The 23,313-nt window shown below is 71.8% G+C and carries 27 protein-coding genes and 2 pseudogenes; 18 read left to right on the top strand and 11 right to left on the bottom strand.

Annotated elements, in window-relative coordinates:
* The first annotated feature begins 17 nt into the window (after positions 1–17).
* Positions 18–1,280: a glucuronoxylanase gene (locus AB0J55_RS24895; RefSeq protein WP_364252823.1), complete on the top strand. Its 1,263-nt coding sequence runs from the start codon at positions 18–20 to the stop codon at positions 1,278–1,280.
* Between the two features lies 1 nt (position 1,281).
* Here the strand turns inward: AB0J55_RS24895 and AB0J55_RS24890 are convergent, their stop codons facing one another.
* Positions 1,282–2,322 (bottom strand): type VII secretion protein EccE, encoded by a 1,041-nt coding sequence (locus tag AB0J55_RS24890; protein ID WP_364252820.1) that lies wholly within the window; start codon positions 2,320–2,322, stop codon positions 1,282–1,284.
* Positions 2,323–2,462: 140 nt separating this feature from the next.
* Here AB0J55_RS24890 and eccB point away from each other — a divergent pair, with 140 nt between their 5' ends.
* Genes eccB through AB0J55_RS24875 form a run of 3 tightly spaced genes read left to right on the top strand, consistent with a single transcriptional unit; the run spans position 2,463 to position 5,226 of the window.
* Positions 2,463–3,884, top strand: a complete 1,422-nt coding sequence (gene eccB, locus AB0J55_RS24885) for a type VII secretion protein EccB (RefSeq protein WP_364252817.1) — start codon at positions 2,463–2,465, stop codon at positions 3,882–3,884.
* Positions 3,885–3,895: 11 nt separating this feature from the next.
* A complete protein-coding gene (locus AB0J55_RS24880) occupies positions 3,896–4,591 on the top strand; it encodes a response regulator transcription factor (protein ID WP_199199193.1) in 696 nt (231 codons plus the stop codon).
* Positions 4,588–5,226 carry a response regulator transcription factor gene (locus AB0J55_RS24875; RefSeq protein ID WP_364252814.1) on the top strand — a complete coding sequence of 213 codons (639 nt, stop codon included), beginning with the start codon at positions 4,588–4,590 and terminating at the stop codon, positions 5,224–5,226. The genes AB0J55_RS24880 and AB0J55_RS24875 overlap by 4 nt, the downstream gene beginning before the upstream one ends.
* Positions 5,227–5,238: 12 nt before the next feature.
* Here AB0J55_RS24875 and AB0J55_RS24870 read toward each other — a convergent pair whose 3' ends face one another.
* Positions 5,239–6,033: a carbon-nitrogen hydrolase family protein gene (locus tag AB0J55_RS24870; RefSeq protein ID WP_364252812.1), complete on the bottom strand. Its 795-nt coding sequence runs from the start codon at positions 6,031–6,033 to the stop codon at positions 5,239–5,241.
* Between the two features lie 84 nt (positions 6,034–6,117).
* Between AB0J55_RS24870 and hisD the strand changes: the two genes are divergently transcribed.
* The 4 genes from hisD to AB0J55_RS24850 are packed head-to-tail and all read left to right on the top strand — an operon-like array spanning position 6,118 to position 9,291.
* A complete protein-coding gene (gene hisD, locus AB0J55_RS24865) occupies positions 6,118–7,443 on the top strand; it encodes a histidinol dehydrogenase (RefSeq protein ID WP_364252809.1) in 1,326 nt (441 codons plus the stop codon).
* The gene (locus AB0J55_RS24860; RefSeq protein WP_364252807.1) at positions 7,440–8,540 is read left to right on the top strand and encodes a histidinol-phosphate transaminase; all 1,101 of its coding nucleotides are present in this window, start codon (positions 7,440–7,442) and stop codon (positions 8,538–8,540) included. Before hisD ends, AB0J55_RS24860 begins: the two co-directional genes overlap by 4 nt.
* A complete protein-coding gene (hisB, locus tag AB0J55_RS24855) occupies positions 8,537–9,136 on the top strand; it encodes an imidazoleglycerol-phosphate dehydratase HisB (RefSeq protein ID WP_364252804.1) in 600 nt (199 codons plus the stop codon). The genes AB0J55_RS24860 and hisB overlap by 4 nt, the downstream gene beginning before the upstream one ends.
* The gene (locus tag AB0J55_RS24850; protein WP_364252801.1) at positions 9,133–9,291 is read left to right on the top strand and encodes a hypothetical protein; all 159 of its coding nucleotides are present in this window, start codon (positions 9,133–9,135) and stop codon (positions 9,289–9,291) included. Before hisB ends, AB0J55_RS24850 begins: the two co-directional genes overlap by 4 nt.
* Before the next feature lie 93 nt (positions 9,292–9,384).
* On the opposite strand, the pseudogene AB0J55_RS24845 reads toward AB0J55_RS24850, so the two are convergent.
* Positions 9,385–9,561: pseudogene (locus AB0J55_RS24845) on the bottom strand (TetR/AcrR family transcriptional regulator); the annotation flags it as partial.
* Here AB0J55_RS24845 and AB0J55_RS24840 point away from each other — a divergent pair.
* Positions 9,480–10,073 (top strand): annotated as a pseudogene (locus AB0J55_RS24840) (alpha/beta fold hydrolase); the annotation flags it as partial. The pseudogenes AB0J55_RS24845 and AB0J55_RS24840 overlap by 82 nt on opposite strands.
* 108 nt (positions 10,074–10,181) lie before the next feature.
* Here the strand turns inward: AB0J55_RS24840 and AB0J55_RS24835 are convergent.
* Entirely contained in the window at positions 10,182–12,356 is a 2,175-nt protein-coding gene (locus AB0J55_RS24835; RefSeq protein ID WP_364252798.1) for an MMPL family transporter, read from the bottom strand.
* A 205-nt stretch (positions 12,357–12,561) separates the two neighbouring features.
* On the opposite strand from AB0J55_RS24835, the gene AB0J55_RS24830 reads away from it, so the two are divergent.
* Positions 12,562–13,155, top strand: coding sequence for a TetR family transcriptional regulator (locus tag AB0J55_RS24830; protein ID WP_364252795.1), 594 nt, complete (start codon positions 12,562–12,564; stop codon positions 13,153–13,155).
* A gap of 287 nt (positions 13,156–13,442) precedes the next feature.
* Here AB0J55_RS24830 and AB0J55_RS24825 read toward each other — a convergent pair whose 3' ends face one another.
* Both AB0J55_RS24825 and soxR read right to left on the bottom strand, forming a co-directional pair.
* On the bottom strand, positions 13,443–13,976 hold the full coding sequence (locus AB0J55_RS24825) for an RNA 2'-phosphotransferase (protein WP_364252792.1): 534 nt from the start codon (positions 13,974–13,976) through the stop codon (positions 13,443–13,445).
* Between the two features lie 34 nt (positions 13,977–14,010).
* On the bottom strand, positions 14,011–14,472 hold the full coding sequence (soxR, locus tag AB0J55_RS24820) for a redox-sensitive transcriptional activator SoxR (RefSeq protein WP_364252789.1): 462 nt from the start codon (positions 14,470–14,472) through the stop codon (positions 14,011–14,013).
* Between the two features lie 52 nt (positions 14,473–14,524).
* Here soxR and AB0J55_RS24815 point away from each other — a divergent pair, with 52 nt between their 5' ends.
* Both AB0J55_RS24815 and AB0J55_RS24810 read left to right on the top strand, forming a co-directional pair.
* Positions 14,525–15,217, top strand: a complete 693-nt coding sequence (locus tag AB0J55_RS24815) for a thiamine pyrophosphate-dependent enzyme (protein ID WP_364252786.1) — start codon at positions 14,525–14,527, stop codon at positions 15,215–15,217.
* 2 nt (positions 15,218–15,219) lie between these two features.
* Positions 15,220–16,128 (top strand): transketolase, encoded by a 909-nt coding sequence (locus tag AB0J55_RS24810; RefSeq protein WP_364252783.1) that lies wholly within the window; start codon positions 15,220–15,222, stop codon positions 16,126–16,128.
* Here the strand turns inward: AB0J55_RS24810 and AB0J55_RS24805 are convergent.
* Genes AB0J55_RS24805 through AB0J55_RS24795 form a run of 3 tightly spaced genes read right to left on the bottom strand, consistent with a single transcriptional unit; the run spans position 16,114 to position 18,094 of the window.
* Positions 16,114–16,659, bottom strand: coding sequence for an NIPSNAP family protein (locus tag AB0J55_RS24805; protein ID WP_364252780.1), 546 nt, complete (start codon positions 16,657–16,659; stop codon positions 16,114–16,116). The two genes, AB0J55_RS24810 and AB0J55_RS24805, sit on opposite strands and share 15 nt — an antisense overlap.
* A gap of 37 nt (positions 16,660–16,696) precedes the next feature.
* Complete coding sequence (locus AB0J55_RS24800; protein WP_364252777.1) at positions 16,697–17,869, bottom strand: acyl-CoA dehydrogenase family protein; 1,173 nt, start codon at positions 17,867–17,869, stop codon at positions 16,697–16,699.
* Positions 17,870–17,917: 48 nt separating this feature from the next.
* Complete coding sequence (locus tag AB0J55_RS24795; RefSeq protein WP_364252774.1) at positions 17,918–18,094, bottom strand: hypothetical protein; 177 nt, start codon at positions 18,092–18,094, stop codon at positions 17,918–17,920.
* A 170-nt stretch (positions 18,095–18,264) separates the two neighbouring features.
* On the opposite strand from AB0J55_RS24795, the gene AB0J55_RS24790 reads away from it, so the two are divergent.
* Genes AB0J55_RS24790 through priA form a run of 3 tightly spaced genes read left to right on the top strand, consistent with a single transcriptional unit; the run spans position 18,265 to position 20,552 of the window.
* Complete coding sequence (locus tag AB0J55_RS24790; protein ID WP_364252771.1) at positions 18,265–19,128, top strand: hypothetical protein; 864 nt, start codon at positions 18,265–18,267, stop codon at positions 19,126–19,128.
* 32 nt (positions 19,129–19,160) lie between these two features.
* The gene (gene hisH, locus AB0J55_RS24785) at positions 19,161–19,778 is read left to right on the top strand and encodes an imidazole glycerol phosphate synthase subunit HisH (RefSeq protein WP_364253104.1); all 618 of its coding nucleotides are present in this window, start codon (positions 19,161–19,163) and stop codon (positions 19,776–19,778) included.
* Positions 19,779–19,814: 36 nt separating this feature from the next.
* Complete coding sequence (gene priA, locus AB0J55_RS24780) at positions 19,815–20,552, top strand: bifunctional 1-(5-phosphoribosyl)-5-((5-phosphoribosylamino)methylideneamino)imidazole-4-carboxamide isomerase/phosphoribosylanthranilate isomerase PriA (protein ID WP_364252768.1); 738 nt, start codon at positions 19,815–19,817, stop codon at positions 20,550–20,552.
* On the opposite strand, the gene AB0J55_RS24775 is transcribed toward priA, so the two are convergent.
* Together AB0J55_RS24775 and AB0J55_RS24770 are read right to left on the bottom strand one after the other, a co-directional pair.
* A complete protein-coding gene (locus AB0J55_RS24775; RefSeq protein ID WP_364252765.1) occupies positions 20,549–21,250 on the bottom strand; it encodes an SDR family NAD(P)-dependent oxidoreductase in 702 nt (233 codons plus the stop codon). The two genes, priA and AB0J55_RS24775, sit on opposite strands and share 4 nt — an antisense overlap.
* 8 nt (positions 21,251–21,258) lie before the next feature.
* A complete protein-coding gene (locus tag AB0J55_RS24770) occupies positions 21,259–21,696 on the bottom strand; it encodes an SgcJ/EcaC family oxidoreductase (protein WP_364252762.1) in 438 nt (145 codons plus the stop codon).
* A gap of 73 nt (positions 21,697–21,769) precedes the next feature.
* Between AB0J55_RS24770 and AB0J55_RS24765 the strand changes: the two genes are divergently transcribed.
* The 3 genes from AB0J55_RS24765 (at position 21,770) to AB0J55_RS24755 (ending at position 23,282) form a co-directional block, all read left to right on the top strand.
* Positions 21,770–22,228, top strand: a complete 459-nt coding sequence (locus AB0J55_RS24765) for a MarR family transcriptional regulator (RefSeq protein ID WP_364252759.1) — start codon at positions 21,770–21,772, stop codon at positions 22,226–22,228.
* Positions 22,229–22,289: 61 nt separating this feature from the next.
* Entirely contained in the window at positions 22,290–22,883 is a 594-nt protein-coding gene (locus AB0J55_RS24760; protein WP_364252756.1) for a TetR family transcriptional regulator, read from the top strand.
* Between the two features lie 57 nt (positions 22,884–22,940).
* A complete protein-coding gene (locus tag AB0J55_RS24755; protein ID WP_364252753.1) occupies positions 22,941–23,282 on the top strand; it encodes a DUF1330 domain-containing protein in 342 nt (113 codons plus the stop codon).
* Positions 23,283–23,313: the final 31 nt, after the last annotated feature.

Here is a 23,313-nt window from a genome sequence, read left to right as displayed (position 1 = left end):
CGACACAGGGAGATGCCATGTCACCACGCCAAGAGCAGTCCGGAAGTTCGCCGTTCCTGCGCCGGCGGACCGTGCTGGCGGCGGGCGCCGTCCTGCCGGTGCTGGCGGCCCGGACACCGGCCGCGGCGGCCACCTCCGTGGTCGTCGAGCCGTCGAACGTGCAGCAGACCATCCTGGGCTTCGGCGGGATGAACCACACCGTCTGGATCAGCGACCTCACCGCCGCCCAGCGCGAGACGGCGTTCGGCAACGGCACCGGGCAGCTGGGGTTCACCGTGCTGCGCATCCCCGTCCACGAAGACCGCAACAACTGGAGCCGCGAAGTCGCCACGGCCCGGCGGGCGAGCGAGCTCGGGGCCAAGGTCATCGCCTCGCCGTGGAACCCGCCCGCCTCGATGACCGAAAGCTTCTCCGGCGGCAAACGGCTGAAGTACGGCTCCTACGGCGCCTATGCCCAGCACCTGAACGACTTCACCGCGTTCATGGCGGGCAACGGCGTGAACCTGTACGGGATCTCGGTCCAGAACGAGCCGGACTACGCGTCGGCGTGGACGGCGTGGACCGCCGCCGAGATCGTCAAGTTCCTGCGTGAGAACGCCGGCTCGCTCACCACCCGGGTCATCGCGCCCGAGTCGTTCCAGTACCGCAAGAACATGTCCGACCCGATCCTGAACGACGCCACCGCCCTGGCGAACGTGGACATCATCGGCACGCACCTCTACGGCACCTCGTTCGCGAACCTGCCCTACCCGCTCTTCCAGCAGAAGGGCGCCGGCAAGGAGCTGTGGATGACGGAGGTCTACTACCCCAACAGCACCGACTCGGCCGACCTGTGGCCGCAAGCGCTCGACGTGGGCGAACACATCCACCGCGCGCTGGTCGACGGCCGGTTCCAGACCTACGTGTGGTGGTACATCCGCCGGTCGTACGGCCCGATGCGCGAAGACGGCCAGATCAGCAAGCGCGGCGCCTGCATGGCGCACTTCGCGAAGTGGGTGCGTCCCGGGTACTCCCGGATCACCGCGACCGCGAACCCGCAGGCGAACGTCTACGTCTCGGCGTTCAAGAGCGGAGCGCGGGTCGTCATCGTCGCCATCAACAAGAACACCGCGGCGGCCGACCTCGCGTTCACCGTCCGGGACACCGGCTCCGCGACCGCCCCGACCTGGCTGACGAGCGCGAGTGCGAACCTCGCGCAGTACACCGACGTCACGGTCACGAACGGAGCGTTCAACGCTCAGCTGCCCGCCCGGAGCATCAGGACGATCGTCATCGGCTGAGTCAGCCGTCCAGCGCGAGCGGCAGGGTCCGGCGCACCCCGGCCCCATGCCGCCCGTGCAGCGGAACCATCCCGGGCGGCACCGGCACCGCGGCCCCCGGCCGCGCCCCCACCCGGACCGTCACCTCGGCCTTCTCCCGTCCCCCGGCCGTCCGCGTCAGCGTGTACGAAGTCGCCGTGAAGGCCGCTCCCGGCACCGCCGGATCCAGCACCTGCGGCGACCGCGGCGTGAAGCACACCTGCGCCGCCCCACCCCAGGTCCAGGCCCGCCACCCCTCAGGCGCGCCGGACGCGGGCCCCTGAACGCCCAGCGCCACCCGGAGTTCCTTCGCGAGCTCCCCGGCCTCCAAGACCGTGCTCTGGTACCCCGCCTCGGCCAGCACACCCATCAGGCTCAACGCCGCCGACGCCGTGCTCCGCAACGCACCGAGGTCTCCGCCGCCCCGGGCCAAAGCCGCGATCGGGGCCAGGTCGGGCCGGTACCGCACCGCCAGCCAGCGCACCCGCAGCACCTGCTCACCGCGCGGGATCGCCCAGGTCAGCAGCTGGGCCGACGCCAGCGGGATGTCCGCCCGCTCGTACGCCGAGCGCAAAGCCTCCACGAGCGGCCCCGGCGCTCCCGGGCCCGGGGTCAACCGGATCAACGCGCTCCAGCCGCCGTCGACCTCCGCGACGCCGAACCGGTTGCCCGCGCGGTCGACGTGCTGGCGGACCTTCACCGGCCCGGCCACGGACAACAGCGGGTCCGGGCTGTCGCGGCGGGTGTCGTGGCGGCGCAACCGGAACGCCGTCCACGTCAGCGCCCAGCCCGCCAGGTGCCGCCCGGCGAAGCGCACCGACGTCAGCAGCACCACCAGCCCCGCCGCCGCGCTGACGCCGATCCGCACCGGCTGGGTGACGCCGCCGACCAGCCACGCGAGCAGCACGGCGATCGCGGCGATCTCCCACACCGCGGCCTGCAGCGGGCGGACCGGCAGCAGCCACGGCAGCGGTGTGGCCGCGGGCCGAAACGGTGCCGGGCGGACGGCGGTATCGACGGACACGGGCTCCCCTTTCCCCGGCCCCCGACGCTACTGCCTCCCCAGATGCGGCGTGGGCGTAAAAATTACCCTCGCCGCGCCCTGGTCCGGTGCCTAGCATCGGCTGCTCGGGAGGACGACGCACACAGCGGGGGCACAGCAGCGTGTGGACGCAGCGGGACCAGATCCAGGCGTACCAGTTCCTCCGCCGCAGGCTCGTCTCCGCGCTCGTCGCCGCCGACGCCAACCACCCCGTTTCGCCGAGCCGGCGGCTCGTCCTCGGCACCGTGCTGGGCGTCGCGGCCGCCCTGCTGGTCACCGCCGTCTTCGGCATCATCGGGCTGCTGAACCCCGCCGGGGGCAAGGACTGGCTGGCCGGCGGGAAGGTGATCGTCGAGGAGGGCACCGGCGCCCGGTTCGTGCTCGGCGCCGACGGCGTCCTGCACCCGGTGCTCAACTACGCCTCGGCGCGGCTGCTGGTCGGCGGCAACGGCGACGCGACCGTGTCGGTGTCGCCGGAGAACCTCGGCAAGGCAGGCCGGGGCACGCAGATCGGCATCCCCGGCGCCCCCGACTCGCTGCCGTCGCCGAAGGCGCTGGTGAACGTCCCCTGGACGAGCTGCAGCCGGACCACCCAGGACGCGCCCGCGTCGGCCGAGCCGCGCACCGCCGTCCTGCTGGCCCCGCCCGCGTCCGGCGTCGAGCTGCCGCGGGACCAGGGCGTGATCGTGCGGCTGCCGCAGGGCGACCGGTTCCTGCTCGCCGGCGGACGGCGCTACAAGCTGAGCGACGAGGCCGCGACCGCGCTGCAGTTCGACAGCTACCCGACGATCGCGGTGTCCTCGCGCTGGATCGACACCGTCCCGGCGGGCCGCGACCTCACCGCGCTGCCGGTCGACGGCGCCGGGGACCCGGGCCCCGCGGTGGGCGGCCGCGGCAGCCGCGTCGGCGAAGTCCTCGCCGTCGTCGACGCGATGGCCGCGCCCGGCACCGCCACGTCGTACTACCTGGTCCGCCGCGACGGTCTCGAGCCGGTCGGGCAGACCGAGGCGAGCCTGCTGGTGACGACGGAGGCCAACGCCGCCGCCTACCCCGGGCCGCCCGCGCCGGTCGAGGTCCGCGCGGCGGACGTCGCCGCGGTGCCGAAGGTCGCCGCGCCGCGGGCCGGCGGCGCGGACCCGGCGGCCTTCCCCGACCGCATCCCCGGCAAGGCCCCGATCACCGGGAACTCCGTGGCGCTGTGCGTTCAGGGCAGCCGGTTGCTCGTTTCGGCCGAATTCCCGCTTCCCGCCGGCGCCAAGGCCATCCAGGTCGCCACCCGGACCGAAGCAAGGGTGGCGGACGAGGTTTACGTCCCTCCTTCGGGTGGGGCGGTCGTCGTCGAAGCCGGTTCGGTCACGGCGTACCTGGTGACCGACACGGGCCGGAAGTACCCGGTGGTGAACGCGCAGTCCCTGGCCTCGCTGGGCTACGGAAGCGTCGCCAAGCCGCCGATCGCAGGTAGTTTGCTGGCATTGGTGCCGACGGGCCCCGCGCTGGACCCGGCTGCGGCCGGGCGGCCGGCTCCGTCGGGTGGAACGGGGTGAAAGTCGTGCACATGACAGAAGAACGTCCGACCGAGGGTGAGCTGGACCAGGGGCGGGTCCGGGTCGCGGTCATCGAAGACCACCCGCTGTACCGCGTCTCCGTGGAACGTGTGCTGGCCGAGGCGGACTTCGTCGAGCTCGGTGCGGTCGTCGATTCGGTCGCCCGGTTCCACGTGCACCGGCAGCCACCGGGCAGCGTGGTCCTCCTGGACCTCGGTCTCCCCGGTGTCGCGGGGGCGGCGGCGGTGCTGGAGGTGTGCGAGCTCGGGCACCACGTGCTCGTCGTCTCCGCGCAGGCCGAGCCGGAGGTCGTGCTCGGCGCGATCGCGGCGGGCGCGCGCGGCTTCCTGTCGAAGGACGTCGACGCGGACGAGCTGCTCATCGCGATCAAGACGGTCGCGGGCGGCGGCGCGTACGTCTCGGCCGTGGTCGCCGGGATGATCATGAAGGACAACGCCGACCGCCCGGCCGTGTCGGCCGAAGCCGAGCTGTCGCCGCGCGAGGAGCAGGTGCTGCGGCTGGTGGCGGCGGGGGAGCGGGACGTCGACATCGCGCTGATCCTCGGCATCGGCGTCCGGACGGTCCGCGGCTACCTCGACCGGATCCGCGACAAGACCGGGGAACGGCGGCGGCCGGGGCTGGTCAAGGAGGCCATCCGCCGCGGCCTGATCGGCGGCGCGGGCCCGCGGCGCGGCGGCCGCAAATGAGCGGCTCCGCGCGGCGCATCCCGGTCGGGGTGATCGAGGACCACCCGCTCTACCGGTACGCGCTGACCCGCGTGCTCACCGAGGCGCCGGACATCGAACTCGGCGCGGTCGCCGACTCGGTGGCCCGGTTCGCGGTCCAGGAGCAGCCAGCGGGCAGCGTCGTCGTCCTCGACCTCAAGCTGCGTGGCGTCCAGGACGCGGCCGCGGTGCTGGAAGTGGGGCAGATGGGCCACAAGGTGCTGGTGGTGTCCGCGCACGCGGAGCAGCCGGAGGTCCTCGGCGCGATGCAGGCGGGCGCGAAGGGCTTCCTGTCGAAGGACGTCGACGGCGACGAGCTGCTGCGCGCGATCCGTACGATCGCCGACGACAACGCATACGTGTCGCCGACGCTGGCCGGGATGATCATCCAGGACAGCGAAGAGCGTCACGCGGGCCCGAAGATCGTGCTGTCGGAGCGGGAAAAGCAGGTGCTGCGCCTGGTGGCGGCGGGGGAGCGGGACGTCGACGTGGCGGAGATCCTCAACATCAGCGTCCGCACGGTCCGGTCGTACCTGGACCGCATCCGCGACAAGACCGGCGAACGGCGGCGCGCGGGTTTCGTGCGCGTCGCCATCCGCGAGGGCCTGTTGCGCTGAGGTCCGGTCCCGCTAGAGGCGCCGGTTGGCCAGGGCTCCCGTTGCGGCGCGGGCCTTGGCCGACACCGCCGGATCGACGTCCACCACGAGCGTTTCCGCGCCGGCGCCCGCGGTGGCGGCGACCCGGCCGAAGCCGTCCGCGACCAGCGAGTACCCGATGCCCGTCGGCGCCTTCGGGTTGACCGTGACGCCCGTCGCCGCCGGGTCGGCCTGGCCGCACGCCAGCACCCAGCAGCCGGAATCCAGGGCCCGCGCCCGCACCAGCACCTCCCACTGCTCGCGCTTGCCCTCGCCCGCGCCCCACGACGCCGGCAGCAGCACGACGTCGGCGCCGTCGTCGGCCAGCGCGCGGAACAGCTCCGGAAACCGGACGTCGTAGCAGGTCGCGACGCCGAAGACGACGCCGTCCAGCTCGAAGGTGGTCGCCGTGGAGCCGGGGGCGACCGTGTCGGACTCGGCGAACCCGAACGCGTCGTAGAGGTGGATCTTGTCGTAGCCGCGGTGGTGCCCGCCGCCGGTGACCAGCAGGGTGTTGTGCACCCGGCCGCCGTCCGCCGGGGTGAACATGCCGGCCACGACGACCACGTCGTGCTCGGCGGCCACCGCGGCCACGGCCGAGGCCCACGGCCCGTCGAGAGGCTCCGCCACCGGCTCCAGGGGCCGTCCGAAGCGGGCCATGGTCGCTTCGGGGAACACGACGATCCGCGCGCCGTCCGCCACCGCGGCTTCCACCCCGGTGCGAACGAGCTTCAGGTTCGCCTCCGGATCGTCACCCGAGTTGACCTGGCACAACGCGATTCGCGCCACCGTTGCCTCCTGCATGCTGGGATCGGCCGTCACCGGGGAGTATCGCTGAAAAGCGGCTGGGCGTGACCTCGTACCCTGGAGGGCATGTTGAACCGCACCGACCTGCGCGGGCAGGTCCCGACCGCCGCCGAACTGCGCGCCACGCTCCCTCGCGCCGAATACGACGTGGACGCGGCGCTGCATCACGTGCGCCCGGTGGTCGAGGCGGTCCGCGACCGCGGTGTCGAAGCCGTCCTCGAATACACCGAGAAGTTCGACAAGGTCCGGCCCGGCGCGGTACGCGTGCCGCGGGCCGCGTTGACCCGCGCTCTGGAGGAGCTCGACCCCGCGGTGCGTGCCGCGCTGGAGGAGTCGATCACCCGGGCCCGGAAGGTGCACGCCGAGCAGCGCCGCACCGATGTCACGACGACGGTCGTCGAGGGGGGCACGGTCACCGAGAAGTGGGTGCCGGTCGAGCGTGTCGGGCTGTACGCCCCGGGCGGGCTGGCCGTGTACCCCTCGACCGTGGTGATGAACGTCGTCCCGGCGCAGATCGCCGGCGTCGGCTCGCTGGTCGTCTGCTCGCCGCCGCAGGCCGCGTTCGACGGCCTGCCGCACCCGACCATCCTCGCCGCGGCCGAGCTGCTCGGCGTCGACGAGGTGTGGGCGGCCGGTGGCGCGCAGGCCGTGGCGCTGCTGGCGTACGGCGGCACGGACACCGACGGCGCCGAGCTCGCCCCGGTCGACGTCGTCACCGGGCCGGGCAACATCTACCTCACCGCGGCCAAGCGGCTCCTGCGCGGCCTGATCGGCATCGACTCCGAGGCCGGGCCGACCGAGATCGCGATCCTCGCCGACGAGACGGCCGACCCGGTGCACGTCGCCGCCGACCTGATCAGCCAGGCCGAGCACGACCCCCTGGCCGCGAGCGTCCTGGTCACGACGTCGGCCGAGCTGGCCGACGCCGTCGACGAGGAACTGCTGAACCGCGTCGCCGCGACGAAGCACAGCTCGCGGGTCGCCGAAGCGCTGGGCGGCAAGCAGTCCGGCGTCATCCTGGTGTCCACAGTGGACGATGGACTGCGGGTCGTCGACGCCTACGCCGCCGAGCACCTGGAGATCCAGACGGCGGACGCGCGTGCGGTCGCCGCCCGGGTCCGCAACGCGGGCGCGATCTTCGTCGGCGCGTATGCCCCGGTGTCGCTCGGCGACTACTGCGCCGGGTCCAACCACGTGCTGCCCACCGGCGGGTTCGCCCGCCACTCCTCGGGCCTGTCGGTGCAGAGCTTCCTCAAGGGCATCCACGTCGTGGACTACACCGAGGACGCGCTGCGCGAGGTCGCCGGCCGCGTCGTCGCGCTGGCCGACGCCGAGGACCTGCCCGCGCACGGCGAGGCCGTCGCCGCGCGCTTCGGAGGTTCGGTCCGATGACGATCGGCGAAGACGTCACCCTGGACCAGCTGCCGCTGCGGGACGACCTGCGGGGGAAGTCGCCCTACGGCGCGCCGCAGCTGGACGTCCCGGTCCGGCTCAACACCAACGAGAACCCGTACCCGCCGCCGCCCGCGCTGATCGCGGACGTGGCGGAGGCGGTCCGGGCGGAGGCGGCCGAGCTGCACCGGTACCCGGACCGCGACGCGGTGGCGCTGCGGCAGGACCTGGCCCACTACCTGAGCGTGTCGACGCGGGTGGTGCTGTCGGAGGCGAACGTCTGGGCCGCGAACGGGTCCAACGAGGTGCTGCAGCAGATCCTGCAGGCGTTCGGCGGTCCCGGGCGCAGCGCGCTCGGCTTCGAGCCGTCGTACTCGATGCACCCGATCATCGCGTCCGGCACCCGCACCGAGTGGGTCCCGGCGCCGCGCCGCGACGACTTCAGCCTCGACACGGCCGCGGCGGCCGCGGTCATCCGCGACCGGCGTCCGGACGTCGTGTTCGTCACGAGCCCGAACAACCCGACGGGTGGCTCGATCCCGCTGCCGGAGCTGCGCTTGCTGCTCGACACGGCCACCGGGATCGTGGTGGTCGACGAGGCGTACGCGGAGTTCTCGTCGCAGCCGAGCGCGGTCTCGCTGCTGGCGGACTACCCGTCGTCGTTGATCGTCTCGCGCACGATGAGCAAGGCGTTCGCCTTCGCGGGTGGCCGGCTGGGCTACCTGGCGGCAGCGCCGGCGGTGGTCGACGCGTTGCAGCTGGTGCGCCTGCCGTACCACCTTTCGCGGTTGACGCAGGCGGCGGCCCGCGCGGCCCTGCGGCACGCGGACGCCACTTTGGACAGCGTGCACAAGCTGGCCGCGGAACGCGACCGCGTCGTGGAGGCGTTGGCGGGACTGGGTTACGACCCGGTGCCGAGCGACTCGAACTTCGTCCTCTTCGGACGGTTCGCCGATCCGCACGCGGCCTGGCAGTCCTATCTGGACCTCGGCGTGCTGATCCGCGACCCGGGCATCCCCGGGCACCTGCGCGTCAGCATCGGCACGCCGGAAGAGAACGACGCCTTCCTCGAGGCGAGTAAGGAAGTCTCGCGATGACCCGCATCGGCAAGGTCGAACGGACCACCAAGGAGTCCTCGATCTTCGTGCAGCTGGACCTCGACGGCACGGGCGAAGTCGAGATCTCGACCGGCGTCCCGTTCTACGACCACATGCTGACGGCGTTCGGCGTCCACGGCTCGCTGGACCTCAAGGTCGAGGCCACCGGCGACGTCCACATCGACGCCCACCACACGGTCGAGGACACGGCGATCGTCCTGGGCCAGGCGATCCGCCAGGCCCTGGGCGACAAGAGCGGCATCCGCCGTTTCGGCGACGCGTGGATCCCGATGGACGAAACGCTGGCCCACGCGGCCATCGACGTCTCGGGGCGGCCGTACTGCGTGCACGTGGGCGAGCCGGAGCAGTTCAACACCTTCACGATCGGCGGCAACTACCCGTTCGTGCTGACCCGCCACGTATTCGACTCGCTGGCGTTCCACGCCCAGATCGCGTTGCACGTCCGGGTGATCCACGGCCGCGACCCGCACCACATCGCGGAGGCGGAGTACAAGGCGGTGGCCCGTGCATTGCGCGCGGCGACCGAGCCGGACCCGAGGGCGGGCGGCATCCCGTCCACGAAGGGTGTTCTGTGAACAACGGAGTCGTCGGAGTCCTGCTGCTCGCCCTCGGGGGTTTCCTCGTGGGCGGCGTGTATTCGACCTGGAAGACGGCGAAGTTCATGGCGGTGGTCCTGGGCATCGCGGCCCTGCTCGCCATCGGCGGCGCGATCTTCTGGTTCTCCAGCTAGCCCCTCACCCGTCGGCGAGCCGCTGGATGGTGTGGCGCCCAGCCACGCTTCGAGCTCGGCGGGATCGCCGAGTTCGAAACGCAGCACCCGGCGCCGCGTCGAAACGCCGAGCACGAAGGCGTCGATCGCGGGGGCCCGGCTACGGGCTTCCGCGTCGTCGAGGCCGCTATCGCGCAGGTAGCGGTGCAGTGGTTCCAGCGAGTTGGTGTCGAGGAACGCGGCCAGCGCCTCGGCCGCCTCCTGGCGTTCGCCGGCTGCCCGGTGCAGCACCAGCAGGGGATCCTCACCCGGGGACCGAACCAGCGGCGGACGATGTTCGCCGCGAGTCTGGCCCCCAGCGTGGCGCGGTCGCCGCCGGCCACACCTTTGACCTTGACCGCCGTGTACCCGTGCCGGGCGAACTGGCGCCTGGCGTGCACGAGGATCCGCTGCCGGGTGGCGGACGCGGCTGGTCCCCACCCCACCAGCGGTCCGGGGACCCCGGTGCGCCGATCGTCGTGCTGCTGCACGGATGGCCGGACTCGGTGCTGCGATTCGAGCGCGTCCTGCCGCTGCTCGCGGATGTGCACGTGGTAATGCCCGCGCTGCCGGGTTTCCCGTTCGCGGCTCCGCTCACGACGCCCGGGATGTCGGCCGCCCGGATCGCCGGGATCATCGCGGCCGCACTCGCCGAGCTCGGTTACACCCGGTACCCGGTGTCCGGCGGCGACGTGGGTGGCACGGTCGCCGAGATCCTCGCGGCCCGGTCGCCGGACCGGGTGGCCGCCCTGCACCTGACGAACGTCGCACCGCAGCGCGCGCGTCCCAAGTCCAGTCTATCGACAGGCCCGACAAAACCCCTGGCCGAAGCCTGGTTGTCCACAACCCCACGGGGTTGTGGACAACCAGGGTCAGCGGTTCGCGCCGACCAGTTCCCGCTCCTCGGGCTCGTCCAGCTGTTTCGTGAGCTTCTCGCCCTCGACGTCCACATCCGGCAGGATCCGGTCCAGCCACTTCGGCAGCCACCACGCGCCGCGGCCCAGGAGGGACATCACCGCCGGGACCAGCGTCATGCGGACCACGAACGCGTCCACCAGCACACCGAACGCCAGCGCGAAACCGATCGACTGGATCAGCGACGACTCCGCCAGGACGAACCCGGCGAACACGCTGATCATGATCAGCGCCGCCGCGACCACCACCCGCGCGCCGTGGCGGAAGCCCGTCACCATCGCCTCCTGCGGCTCCGCGCCGTGGACGTGCTCCTCGCGCATCCGCGTCACCAGGAACACCTGGTAGTCCATCGCCAGCCCGAACAGCACGCCGATCAGCAGGATCGGCAGCATGCTCATGATCGGGCCGGTCGATTCGACGCCCAGCAGGTCGGTGAGCCAGCCCCACTGGAACACCGCGACCACCGCGCCGAACGTCGCCGCGACCGAGCCGAGGAAACCGATCGTCGCCTTCAGCGGCACCACCACCGAGCGGAACACCAGCATCAGCAGCACGAACGCCAGCCCCACGATCAGCGCCAGGTACGGCAGCATCGCGTCCGACAGCTTTTCGGAGACGTCGATGTTCGCCGCGGTCTGCCCGGTCACCGCCAGCTTCGCGTCCAGCTTGCCGGATTCGGCGCGGATCGCGGCCACCAGGTCCTCGGTCTGCGTGCTGCTCGGGCCGCTCTTCGGGATCACCGTCAGCAACGCCGTGTCACCGGTCTGGTTGACGCGCGGCGGGGTGACGGCGGCGACGTCCGGCAGCTTCTGAATGCCGGCCGCGGCCTGGCCGAGCGCCGCCTGGCGGTTGGCGCTCGCGGAGACGTCGACGACGACCAGCAGCGGCCCGTTGGAGCCCTCGCCGAAGCTGCGGCTGGCGATGTCGTACGCCTTCTTCTGCGTCGACTCGGGCGCCGCGGTGCTGTCGTTGGGCAGGCCGAGCTGCATGCTCAGCGCGGGCAGCGCCACGACGGCCATCCCGGCCAGCGCGACCAGCAGCACCGGGATCCGGTGGCGGGCGACGAACCGCGCCCAGCGCTCGCCGTGCGTCGTTCCGACCGGCTTGCGGCGCAGCCGGATGCGGCCGCCGGCGACGCGGGCCCCGGCGAATCCGAGGATCGCGGGCAGCAGCGTCAGGGCGATGAGCACGGCGATCGCGACGGTGACGGCCGCGGCGACGCCCATCTGGCCGAGGAACGGGATGCCGATCACGGTGAGCCCGGCCAGCGCGATGATGACGGTGAGCCCGGCGAACACGACGGCGGACCCGGCGGTGCCCGCGGCGCGTCCGGCGGCTTCTTCGGGGTCGCGGCCGATGCTCAGCTCGTGCCGGTAGCGGGAAACGATGAACAGGGCGTAGTCGATGCCGACGGCCAGGCCGATCATCAGCGCCAGGATCGGCGTGTTCGAGTTCAGCTCGAGGAACCCGGAGGCGAGGAAGATGCCGCCCATCCCGGTGCCGACGCCGATCAGCGCGGTGAGCAGCGGGATCCCGGCGGCGACCAGCGAGCCGAAGGTGATGATCAGCACGACGGCGGCGACGGCCACGCCCAGCCCTTCGGTGGCCCCGGTCGCGGGCACGCCCTGGATGGCGTCGCCGCCGAACTCGACGGTGAAGCCGGCCGCCCGGGCGGCGTCGGCCGGGGCCTGCAGGGCCTGGCGGTCCTCGTCGGTGAGTTCGTACGCCTTCGCTCCGTAGCTGACCTGGGCGAGAGCGACGCGCCGATCGGGTGAGATGGACTGCGCCTGGAACGGGTCGACCACCGCGGCGACCTTCGGTGCCGTCTTCAGCTGCCCGACGAGCGCTTCGACGGCGGCCTTGCCCTTGGCGTCGGTCACTGTGGTCCCGGCCGGCGCCTCGATGACCACGCGCGCGGTGGCGCCACCCGCGTTGGCCTGCGGGAACTTCGCGGTGAGCTGGTCGATCGCCCGCTGCGACTCGGTGCCGGGGATCGTCACCGAGTTCGACAGCTGGCCCGACAGCGTCAGCGCGCCCAGGCCGAGCGCCACCAGGACGGCCGCCCAGACGGCCGCGACCAGCGCTTTCCGCCGGAAGGAGAACCGGCCCAGCCGGTACAGGAAGGTCGCCACGAGTCAGCTCCGTTTCGCCCGAACGGGGTCGAGTCACTCCATAGGGTCCTTTCCAAGCTAGCCGATCGGCAAGGGTGACTCCAAGCCGATCGGCAAGTATGTGACTTGCCGAACAGCAAGGTTTATCCCTAGCCGTTCGGCTAGTAAGCCGGTTTGCCGATCGACTAGGCGTGACGTAGGCTCCGACGGCTGCTGAGGAGGAAGAATGACCGCCGGCCCGGCCGAGGACACCCGGACCCGACTGCTGCAGACCGCGCTGCGTCTGTTCACCGAACACGGGGTCGAGGGCACGTCGCTGCAGATGATCGCGGACGCGCTGGGCATCACGAAGGCGGCGGTGTACTACCACTTCAAGACGAAGGCGGAGATCACCGAGGCGGTCGCCGAGCCGGGCGTCCGCGACCTGGACGACCTGGTGCGCCGCGCGGCCGCGCAGAAGCGCCGCGGCGCGCAGGTGGACCTGCTGCTGGAGGGGTTCGTCGACCTGGTGATCCGCCACCGGGCGCTGGTGGCGCTGTTTTCGAGCGACCCGGGCATCGCCCGCGCGATCGAGAAGTCGGCCCACGGCGGCATGGAGGGTTTCGGCCAGGCCCTGCTCGGCATCCTGTCGGGCCCCGACCCGGACACGACGGCCCGCGTCAACGCCCTGGTGACCCTGACGGGCATAGCCATGGCCGGCGGCTCCCCGGACCTGGCCGCCCTCGGCGACGACGAGCTGCGCACGGAACTGCTCGACGTGGGCCGCCGCCTCCTCGGCCGCCCCCGCCGCCGCCCCCTGAACCCCGTGTCGACCCTCTGATCACGCGAGATGCCCCCTCAATCACACGAGATGCCCCTCCCATCACGAAAGTCTCGCGCCTGATCACGCGAGTTCCGGCTTTGATCACGCGAATCGCGTGTACCCGACGGGACGACTCGCGTACCTGGACGGACGACTCGCGTACCTGGAGGGTCGGTTTGCGTACCTGGAGGGTCGGTTTGCGTGGCTGAGGGCGGAACTCGCGTGACTGGAGGGGTATCTCGTGTGATTGGGAGGTCATCTCGCGTGATTGGAGGGGCATCTCGCGTGATTGGGGGGTCGACACGTCAGGGGTGGGGGGAGAGGTAGGGCGGGGGGACTGAGGTGGTGAGCCAGACTCCGTTGGCGCTTACCTGGAATTTGTGGCCGGCGGCGGTCATGGCGGCGGCGTCGATGCGGAGGATGACCGGTTTGCCGCGGCGGGCGCCCACTGTCCGGGCCGTTTCCGGGGTGGCCGACAGGTGGACCGCGTGGCGGTTCATCGGGCGCAGGCCCTCGCGGAAGATCGCGTCGAGGAACGTCGCCACCGTGCCGTGGTAAAGGACGTCCGGGGGAACCGTGTCCGGCAGGCCGAGGTCGACCGCCACGCTGTGGCCCTGGCTCGCGCGGATGCGCGTTCCCGTTTCGTCGAAGGCGAAACGGCGCTTGTTGTTCTTCTCGACCACTTCGTCGAGTTCCTCCCGGGTGATCGAGAGGGCACTCAGCAGGGTGTCGACCGGGGCCCAGCCGTCGGGGGAGAGGGTGAGGCCGAGGGCGGCCGGGTCGTGGCGCAGGTGGCGCGCCAGCCTCTTCGAGAGGCGGATCAAATGGTTTTCGTTCATTGCCTCCTCAGCATCCTCCCCGCCCGCAAGCGATTTAGATGCCGCCTTCGACCGCGGGGCGCAGTTTGCTCGCCCCCGGGCCGAACCGGGCCAGCTCGTCGTCGTTGTTGTACAACGCGCAGCTGCGCAGGGAAAGGCAACCGCACCCGACGCAACCTGTGAGCCGGTCGCGAAGGCGTTGCAGGGCATCGATCCGGGCGTCGAGTTCATGCTGCCAGTCGCGGGACAGGCGCGCCCAGTCCGCCTTCGTCGGGGCGTGGTCCGCCGGGAGCGTCGCCAGGGCCGAGCTGATGTCCTCGAGCGAGAGCCCGACGCGTTGCGCGGCGCGGATGAACGCGATCCGCCGCAGCACCGAACGCGGGTAGCGGCGCTGGTTGCCCGCCGACCGCTCCGAACTGATCAGCCCCTTCTCCTCGTAGAACCGCAGTGCCGTGTGCGGAACCCCGCTGCGTTCCGCCACCTGTCCGATGCTGAGATGTTCAGCGAGCCTGGTCACCAGGTCAGGCTATCCTTGACTTCGAGTTTAGTCGAGGTTGCATCGTCGGGTCATGACCACTGTGACCGAACCCGGCTACGCCGATCTGCCCCGGCTGATCGCGCTGATGACCGGCGACGAAAAGCACAGCGCCGCCGCAGAGTCCACTTTGGACGTCATCTGGGTGCTCTACGACCGCGTGCTCGACATCACCACCGAAAACTTCCGCGAGCCCGGCCGTGACCGTTTCCTGCTCTCCAAAGGACACGGCCCGATGGCGTACTACGCCGTGCTCACCGCGAAGGGCTTCATCGCCGAAGCGGAGCTGCCGACGTGGTCCGACCCCGTGTCGCGGCTCGGTCACCACCCCGACCGGCGCCGCATCCCCGGCGTCGAAATCTCCAGCGGCTCGCTCGGCCACGGCCTGCCGATCGCGTTCGGCACCGCGCTCGGCCTGCGGGCCCGCGGCCTGACGCGGGCGAAGGTCGTGACGCTCGTCGGCGACGCCGAACTGGACGAGGGCTCGAACCACGAGGCGATCGTCGTCGCGGCGCGGGCCGGCCTCGGAAACCTGACCACGGTGGTGATCGACAACCAGTCGTCGACGCGCGGCTGGCCCGGCGGGATCGCGCGCCGGTTCGCCGTCGAAGGCTGGGAAACCCGCACGGTGTCCGGCCGTGATCACGACGCGCTGTACGACGCCTTCACCACCCCCCACCCCGGCCGGCCGCTGGCCGTCGTCGCCGTCGTCGAACCGAAAGGCTGACCATGCTGCCGATGCGGGAAGAGTTCCTCGCCACCACCGAACGGATCGTCGACGCCGACCCGGACGTCGCGGTCGTGCTGGCCGACATCTCGGCCGCGCAGCTCGCCGGCGCCGCGCGGCGCCACCCGGACCGCGTGATCAACGTCGGCATCCGAGAACAGCTGCTGGTCAGCACGGGCGCGGGCCTGGCGCTCGCCGGGCTGCGGCCGATCGTGCACACGTTCCCCTCCTTCCTGGTGGAGCGCGCCTTCGAGCAGATCAAGCTGGACTTCTCGCACCAGGAAGCGGGTGGCGTCCTGGTGTCGTGGGGAGCGTCGTACGACATGCCGACGGCCGGCCGCACGCACCAGTCCCCGGCGGACGTGACGCTGATCGATTCCCTGCCGGACTGGACGATCCACGTTCCGGGCCACCCGGCGGAGGCCCGCCGGCTGCTGCTGGAGTCGATCCCGGGCGACGGCCGCGTGTACCTGCGGCTTTCGGCGCAGGAGAACGCTTCCGCGCACCTCGGGGTGGGGTTCACGAGGCTGCGGGAGGGATCCCGGGGCGTGGTGGTGGCGGTGGGCCCGGTGCTGGACCGGGTCCTGCGCGCGACGGCGGGCCTGGACGTGACGGTGCTGTACGCCTCGACGATCCGGCCGTTCGACGGCGCCGGGTTGCGGTCGGCGGTGCTTTCGGCCACTCCTTCCGTGGTGCTCGTGGAGCCGTACCTCGCCGGGACGTCGGCGTATTGCGTGGCGGACGCGCTTTCCGATGTGCCGCACCGGATGAAGGCGCTCGGCGTCCGCCGCGACGTCGAGGTCCGCTCGTACGGGGACATCGCGGACCACGACCTGGCCCACGGCTTGGATGCGGGCTCACTGGGCTTGTCGATCAGGGCGTTCCTGGCGGAGGCCTCACCGGAGCAGTGATCGCGACGTCGGCTCCAGCTGCACCGAAGCCCCCGACACCGGCGTCCGGCTGAACCACACTGCGAACGGGCCGTCCGTGCGGACCGGCAGCTGGGGGAACGTGTTCTCCGACGGTTCCGTCTCGAACGCCGCGAACACCGGCTCCGGAACCGGGGAAGGCGAAGTGATCGTCACGTACCAGTCCGCACCCGGTGGTGGCGCAGTGAGGCCGCCGGCCACCGGGCGCAGCAGCAGGACGTTGTCCGAGTCGATCATCGTCGCGTTCGCCGCCGACCGGTGTTCCTTCCACACCGGCCCGAAGTAGAACTCTTCGAGCGCCGCCTTGCGCTCGTCCATCGAGCGGAAACCGCGCAGCCACACGAACTCGTCCGGGGCCGCGCGCGACCGGAACAGCCCGAACAGGTGCGCGCCCGCCGCTTCCTGCGGCTCGACGAACTCGCGTTCGAACAGCTCGATCAGCTCGTCGCGGCGGCCCGGGTGCAGGGTGTAGCGCCGCAGTTCCAGCACGGTTTCGAAGTCGGAGAAGGTCATGCCGCCGAAGCTAGCGGGCACCACCGACAAAAAACGATCAGCGGAACGCCGCGAGCCCCGTGACCGCCTGACCGAGTGACAGCGCGTGCATCTCCTCGGTGCCTTCGTACGTCAGCACCGTCTCGAGGTTCGCCATGTGCCGCATCACCGGGTACTCCAGCGAAATCCCGTTCGCCCCGAGCATCGACCGCGCGGTGCGGGCCACGTCCAGCGCCGACCGGACGTTCGCCATCTTCCCGAAGCTGACGTGGTTGTGGTGCAGCGAACCCGCGTCCTTGAGCCGCCCGATCTGCAGCGCCACCAGCCCCGCGCGGTTGACCTCCACGACCAGGTCGGCGAGCTTGCGCTGCGTCAGCTGGAACCCGGCGAGCGGCTTGCCGAACTGGGAACGCGACAGCGTGTATTCCAACGCGGCTTCGTAGCACGCGCGCGCCGCGCCGACCACGCCGAACAGGATGCCGTAGCGGGCTTCGTTCAGGCAGGACAGCGGCCCGCGCAGGCCGCGGACTTCGGGGAACGCCGCCGACGACGGCAGCCGGACGCCGTCCAGGACCAGTTCCGCGGTCAGCGACGCCCGCAGGGACAGCTTGTGCTTGACCTCGTTCGCGGTGAACCCCGGCGTGGACGTCGGGACGACGAAGCCGCGGATCCCGTCGTCGGTCTGCGCCCAGACGACCGCGACGTCGGCGACGGTCCCGTTGGTGATCCACATCTTCGTGCCCGAGAGGACCCAGTCGGACCCGTCGCGCACCGCGCGCGTCCGCATCGAGCCGGGGTCGCTGCCCGCGTCCGGCTCGGTCAGCCCGAAGCAGCCCAGCGCGTCGCCGGTGGCCATCCGCGGCAGCCACTCCTGCCGGTGCTCTTCGCTGCCCCACTTGTGGATCGCGTACATCGCCAGCGACCCCTGCACCGACACGAAGCTGCGCAGCCCCGAGTCGACGGCCTCCAGTTCGCGGCACGCGATGCCGTACGCGACGGCGCTGGTGCCGGCGCAGCCGTAGCCCTCCAGGTGCATGCCGAGCAGGCCGAGCGAGCCGAAGCCCTTCGCGAGTTCCGCGGCCGGGAGCGCGCCCGTTTCGTACCAGTCGGCGACGTGCCCCAGCAGGTGGTCCTTCGCGTACGCGCGCACCGCGTCGCGGATCGCGCGTTCCTCCTCGGCGAGCCCGGCGTCGAGGTCGAGGAAGTCGTGCGGATCAGGGGCGCTGCTCATGAGGACTCCCGGTGGACGCGTCGATGCGGCCACCGCAGGAAACCACAGTCAGGCGTCTGTTCTCCTCGTGGCGTTCGTCACGCGAGCAGCAGACGGGCCGGGCGTGTAGCGCGGCCGGACCTGCTGGCGGGGGATCAGCAACTCGCTGAACTGCGGAAACGGTACGCTTTCGATGTCGTCACGCCAGGCGTGCAGCATCTGGGACAGCAGATCGTCCTCGGCCATCTTCGCCTCCCTGGCGTCCGCTCGTGGCGGGTGCGCGCACACGATCGGGTGAAGTGATACCCGGCGGGTGGGACGGTCAAACGGGTTTCCCCAAGATTTTTCCGGGCAGTGCGGGCTCTGTGGCAGGATGGCTTCGCCGCCGCCAAGGCCTCAACTCCCGAGGAGCGCACATGCGCGCACTGCGGACGGCAAGTCTGCTCGCCCTCACCACCGTCACCCTGCTCGCCGCCGGCGGTGTCGCCACCGCGCACGGCACCCGCTGGCAGCAGGTCGGCCACACGACCGCCGAGAACCGGATCAGCGGCGAGGGCCTCACCACCCTCCGGCTGCCGGGGCACGCCCCCGAGATCGTCTACCGCAACGGCGCCACCATCCCGCAGCCGCTCAAGGACGAGGGCTGGGGCCACGTCGGCGACCCGGACTCGCTGCGCGGCTACGTCTTCGACGTCTACCAGGACACCCGGACGCCGGCGCCCACGACGAAGATGTACCTGGTCACCCGGCCCGACGGGACGACGACGGAGTTCGTCCACCCGCTGCAGGCCGACGAACCGGCGGCCAACGCGAACGCGCAGGTCGCGGCCACCCCCGACGGGCAGTGGCTCGTCTCCGGACCGCTCGGCGAGATCGACCGGCTCTACGTCTCGCCGACGCCCTTCCTCAACCCGCGCGGCCCGAAGGTGGCCGGCGACCTCCCCGTCGCCGCCCGCATCCACCTCGACCACCACATCCGCAGCGCCCAGGGCTGCGACTTCACCGGCCCGGCGACGCTGATCTGCGCCACCAGCGACCCGTACAACGACCTGTACCCGACCAACCTCCAGCTCCTGCAGATCGACCTCGCCCGCCCGCTGACCGGCCGCGACGTCACCGCGCGGGTGCACGAGATCGGCCAGGTCCCGCTGGTCAGCACGTGCACGGGCACCTTCACCCCGGAAGGCGTCGACTACGACGCCGGCGTGCTGCGGGTGGAGGTCGTGCCGCCGTCGCCGTGCAACACGGTGACGGACGTCTATTCGTTCGAGCGCCGCTGAGCGCGACGGCTACGCTGGGTGGCGTGTCTCGTGTGGTGATCCTCGACTACGGTTCCGGCAACCTCCGCTCCGCCGAACGCGCTGTGGCGCGCGCCGGGGCCGACGTCGAGGTCACCGCCGACCCCCATGCCGCGATCGAAGCCGACGGCCTGGTCGTGCCCGGCGTCGGCGCGTACTCCGCCTGCATGGCGGGGCTGCTGGAGGTGCACGGGCACCGGATCATCGGCAAGCGCCTCGCCGGCGGCCGCCCGGTGCTCGGCATCTGCGTCGGCATGCAGATCCTCTTCGCCCGCGGCGTCGAGCACGGCGAAGAGACCGAGGGCACGGGGGAGTGGCCCGGCGTCGTGGACCGGCTGCACGCGGACGTCCTGCCGCACATGGGGTGGAACACCGTCCGCGCGCCCGCGGATTCGCAGCTGTTCGCCGGGCTGGACCCGGAGGAGCGGTTCTACTTCGTGCACTCCTACGCGGCGCGGAAGTGGGAGCTCGACGGCCTCGCCGGGCAGGAGCCGAAGGTGACCTGGGCCCACCACGGCGAGGATTTCGTGGCGGCGGTGGAGAACGGGCCGCTGTGGGCGACGCAGTTCCACCCGGAGAAGTCGGGCGACGCCGGGGCGCAGCTGCTGCGCAACTGGCTGGCGACCCTCTGACCGGGTGATCGGGGTCCCCGCCCTAGAGTTACCGCTGTGACTTTCACGCTGCTTCCCGCCGTTGATGTGGCCGATGGCCAGGCCGTGCGACTCGTCCAGGGCGAGGCCGGCACCGAGACCTCCTATGGCAGCCCGCTCGAAGCCGCGTTCGCCTGGCAGCGCGACGGGGCCGAGTGGATCCACCTGGTCGACCTCGACGCCGCCTTCGGGAAGGGCAGCAACCGGGAGCTGCTCGCCGAGGTCGTCGGCAAGCTCGACGTGCAGGTCGAGCTCTCCGGCGGGATCCGCGACGACGCGTCCCTCAAGGCCGCGCTGGCCACCGGGGCGCGCCGGGTCAACCTCGGCACCGCCGCGCTCGAAGACCCGGAGTGGACCGCCCGGGTCATCGGCGAGTACGGCGACCGCGTCGCGATCGGCCTCGACGTGCGGATCACCGAGGCCGGCCACCGGCTTTCCGCCCGCGGCTGGACCTCCGACGGCGGCGACCTGTGGGACGTCCTCGAGCGGCTCGACCGCGACGGTGCCTCCCGGTACGTCGTCACCGACGTCAGCAAGGACGGCACGCTGCGCGGCCCGAACCTCGACCTGCTGCGGGACGTCGTCGCCCGCACCGACGCGCCGGTGATCGCTTCCGGCGGGGTGTCGAGTGTGGCCGACCTCGTCGCGCTGGCGGGCCTGGCGTCCGACGGCGTCGAGGGGTCCATCGTCGGCAAGGCGCTCTACGCCGGCGCGTTCACGCTGCCGGAAGCCCTCGCCGCGGTCGCGCGGGTCTAGCCGAGCAGGGACACCGCGGTCCGGCGCGGCAGCAGCCCGGTGACCGCGGTGAGCACGGCGTTGTGCCGTCCCGGCACCACGGTGGGCCCTTCACGGCGGTGCACGGCCCGCAGGGCCCGCGCCACGACGTCCTCCGGTGTCTGCACGAGCCAGGCGGGGACATCGGAAGCGCGCTGCGACTCCGTCGCGGTCACGCCCGGGCACAGCGCCAGCACGTGCACGCCACGCGCTTTCTGTTCGTGCCACAGGGTTTCCGAGAACGACGTCACGAACGCCTTGGTGGCGCTGTAGACGCCGAGCCCCGGTTTGGGTGTGAAGCCCAGCGTCGAGGACACGTTCACCAGCGCGGACCCGGGCCGGGCGCCGGCGAGGAAGGCGTGGGCCAGCGTCACGACCGCGCGGCAGTTGAGGTCCATGACGGCCAGCGAGTCTTCCAGCGAGGTCTCCGCGAAGCCGCCGTGGATCGCGGCGCCCGCGTTGTTCACCAGCAGCGTGTACGGCCCGGCCAGCCGATCCGCGGTGGCCCGAAGGCCGTCCGCGGTGGCCAGGTCCGCGACCAGGTGGTCGTGGCCCGGGCCGAGAGCGGTCATGAGGTCCGCGAGGCGGTCTTCGCGGCGGGCCACGGCCGTCACCGAGTAGCCCGCCGCGGCCAGCATCGTGGCGAACGCGCGGCCGATGCCCGCGCTCGCCCCCGTCACCAGCGCCTTCACTGCTTCGGCCGCGTTTCCGGCGCGAACTTGAACGAGATCCGCTCCATCAGCGGCTTGCGCTGGGTGTTGTGGAACGCGGCGACGAGCCAGCGCTCGCCGTCGCGGACCAGCGTGTACGTCTGCACCTTCGACAGCTTCTTCGGTGCGTCGCCGGTGTAGGTGTCGCCGCGGCTGGTCAGGACGGCCACGTCCGCGCCGAGGAACCGCACGTCCAGCACCTCGTGCGCGAGCTTGGTGCCCTTGAGGAACTTCTCGAACAGCACGCGGTGGCTGCCGGCGATGTCGTCGCGGCCGGCGTAGCGCGTGCCGACGAAGGTCACGTACGTCGCGTCTTCGGTGAAGTGCGCGCCGTAGGCGTCGGCGTCGCCGCGGCCCCACGCGTCGGCGAGCGAGTCGAGCACGGCGGTGACGGTCGTCCGGTCGGTGGTCAGCATGGTCGTCTCCTATACTTAGCTTCGCGTGTGCAGTATCTGCACACATGCAGATATTAGGCAGGAGGACGACGAGATGGCAAGTCCCGGGGAACGGCACGTGCTCTTCCGGCGGTACCTGGACGCGGTGGGCCTGCACGGCCTCGCCGGGGCGGAGGCCGCCGGGCTGCACGCCACCGAGTGGTACGCGCTCAGCCTGCTCGACCTGGAGGGCCCGCTGACGTCGGGCGAGCTGTCCACCCGCACCGGCCTGACGACCGGCGCGACGACCCGGCTGATCGACCGGCTCGAGCGCGCCGGGTACGTCCGCCGTGCCGCCGACCCGGCCGACCGGCGCAAGGTGCTGGTCGAGCCGGTGCCGGACGCCCTCGCGAGGGTCGAAGGGATCGTCGGCCCGGCCCGCGGCCGGATCGCCGAAGTCATCGGCCGCTACACGCCGGAGCAGCAGGAGGTCCTGTTCGACTACTTCGCCCGCGCCGCACCGGCCTACCGCGAAGCTTCGGAGCAGATCCGCGCGGCGACGCGGCGGCGCTAGCACGGCCGGGCACTCTGCCGGTAGTACTTTGGCCGGAGTAGTCCGAGCGGCGGGAGTGATCATGGTGCGACGCAATCCCGAGCGGCGGGCCGCCCTGCTCGACGCCGCGATCGAAGTCCTGGCCGCCGAGGGGGCCCGCGGGCTCACCTTCCGCGCGGTCGACCAGCAGGCCGGCGTCCCGGTGGGCACGGCGTCGAACTACTTCTCCAGCCGCGCCGAAATCCTCACGCACGCCGGGGAGCGGGTCTACGAGCGGCTGGTGGACGACGCCGTCATCGCGGGCGGCCTCGAAGGGCCGCGCGACCGGGCCCGCGTCGCCGAGCTGATGCACGAGCTCGTCGACCGCGTCGCCGCGTTCCCGACCGGGTTCCTCGCCCTGCTGGAACTGCGGCTGGAGGCCACCCGGCGGCCGGAGCTGCGGGACGTGCTCACCCGCCGCATCCGGGCGGACGTCGAGTTCAACGTCGGCTACCACGAGAAGTCCGGGCTGCCCGGGGACGGGACGACGGTCGTCCTGCTGTGGCTGGCCCTGAACTGGCTGATCATGGAACGCCTGACCCTGCCGGACCTGTTCGGCGGCGAGGAGCGGCACGACCTCGTGGAGGCGCTGGTGGACCGGCTGCTGGCCGGGCAGCCCTCGTTACCTCCGACGTAATCGACTCCGTTCCGGCGGCCCGCGAAGATTCCTTTCGAGGACAACGAAAGGAACGCCATGACCGCCTACGGAGTCGCCCACCTCCGCCCGCCCGCCGTGCTGTCGGAGGAGGTTTTCGAGTACCTGGAACGCATCCAGGCGACGCTGGACCCCTACGGCGGCAAGTTCCTGGTGCACGGCGCGCCGGTGGAGGTGCGGGAAGGGGAGTGGCCCGGCGCCCTGGTGGTCATCGGGTTCCCGAGCCTCGCCGCGGCACGCGAGTGGTACGACTCGCCTGCCTACCGCGAAATCCTCCGGCTGCGCGCGGACCACATCCCGGGCGACCTGATCCTCGTTGACGGCTGCGGCCCGGACCACGACTCGGCCGCACTGGCCGCCGTCCTGCGCGCGGCCGCGTAACGGCGAAAAGGGGCTGACAGGGGTGCCCGGG

The organism is Amycolatopsis sp. NPDC049688, assembly GCF_040674975.1.
GTDB lineage: Bacteria > Actinomycetota > Actinomycetes > Mycobacteriales > Pseudonocardiaceae > Amycolatopsis.
The sequence above is the reverse complement of the archived record's forward strand: the minus strand, read 5'-3'. Positions and strand labels throughout refer to the sequence as shown.

Coding starts and splice junctions, on each gene's coding strand:
- AB0J55_RS24895 (WP_364252823.1), top strand. CDS start 18: ATGTCACCACGCCAAGAGCAGTCCGGAAGTTCGCCGTTCCTGCGCCGG.
- AB0J55_RS24880 (WP_199199193.1), top strand. CDS start 3,896: ATGACAGAAGAACGTCCGACCGAGGGTGAGCTGGACCAGGGGCGGGTC.
- AB0J55_RS24875 (WP_364252814.1), top strand. CDS start 4,588: ATGAGCGGCTCCGCGCGGCGCATCCCGGTCGGGGTGATCGAGGACCAC.
- hisD (WP_364252809.1), top strand. CDS start 6,118: ATGTTGAACCGCACCGACCTGCGCGGGCAGGTCCCGACCGCCGCCGAA.
- AB0J55_RS24860 (WP_364252807.1), top strand. CDS start 7,440: ATGACGATCGGCGAAGACGTCACCCTGGACCAGCTGCCGCTGCGGGAC.
- hisB (WP_364252804.1), top strand. CDS start 8,537: ATGACCCGCATCGGCAAGGTCGAACGGACCACCAAGGAGTCCTCGATC.
- AB0J55_RS24830 (WP_364252795.1), top strand. CDS start 12,562: ATGACCGCCGGCCCGGCCGAGGACACCCGGACCCGACTGCTGCAGACC.
- AB0J55_RS24825 (WP_364252792.1), bottom strand. CDS start 13,976: ATGAACGAAAACCATTTGATCCGCCTCTCGAAGAGGCTGGCGCGCCAC.
- AB0J55_RS24815 (WP_364252786.1), top strand. CDS start 14,525: ATGACCACTGTGACCGAACCCGGCTACGCCGATCTGCCCCGGCTGATC.
- AB0J55_RS24810 (WP_364252783.1), top strand. CDS start 15,220: ATGCTGCCGATGCGGGAAGAGTTCCTCGCCACCACCGAACGGATCGTC.
- AB0J55_RS24805 (WP_364252780.1), bottom strand. CDS start 16,659: ATGACCTTCTCCGACTTCGAAACCGTGCTGGAACTGCGGCGCTACACC.
- AB0J55_RS24800 (WP_364252777.1), bottom strand. CDS start 17,869: ATGAGCAGCGCCCCTGATCCGCACGACTTCCTCGACCTCGACGCCGGG.
- AB0J55_RS24795 (WP_364252774.1), bottom strand. CDS start 18,094: ATGGCCGAGGACGATCTGCTGTCCCAGATGCTGCACGCCTGGCGTGAC.
- AB0J55_RS24790 (WP_364252771.1), top strand. CDS start 18,265: ATGCGCGCACTGCGGACGGCAAGTCTGCTCGCCCTCACCACCGTCACC.
- AB0J55_RS24770 (WP_364252762.1), bottom strand. CDS start 21,696: ATGCTGACCACCGACCGGACGACCGTCACCGCCGTGCTCGACTCGCTC.
- AB0J55_RS24765 (WP_364252759.1), top strand. CDS start 21,770: ATGGCAAGTCCCGGGGAACGGCACGTGCTCTTCCGGCGGTACCTGGAC.
- AB0J55_RS24760 (WP_364252756.1), top strand. CDS start 22,290: ATGGTGCGACGCAATCCCGAGCGGCGGGCCGCCCTGCTCGACGCCGCG.
- AB0J55_RS24755 (WP_364252753.1), top strand. CDS start 22,941: ATGACCGCCTACGGAGTCGCCCACCTCCGCCCGCCCGCCGTGCTGTCG.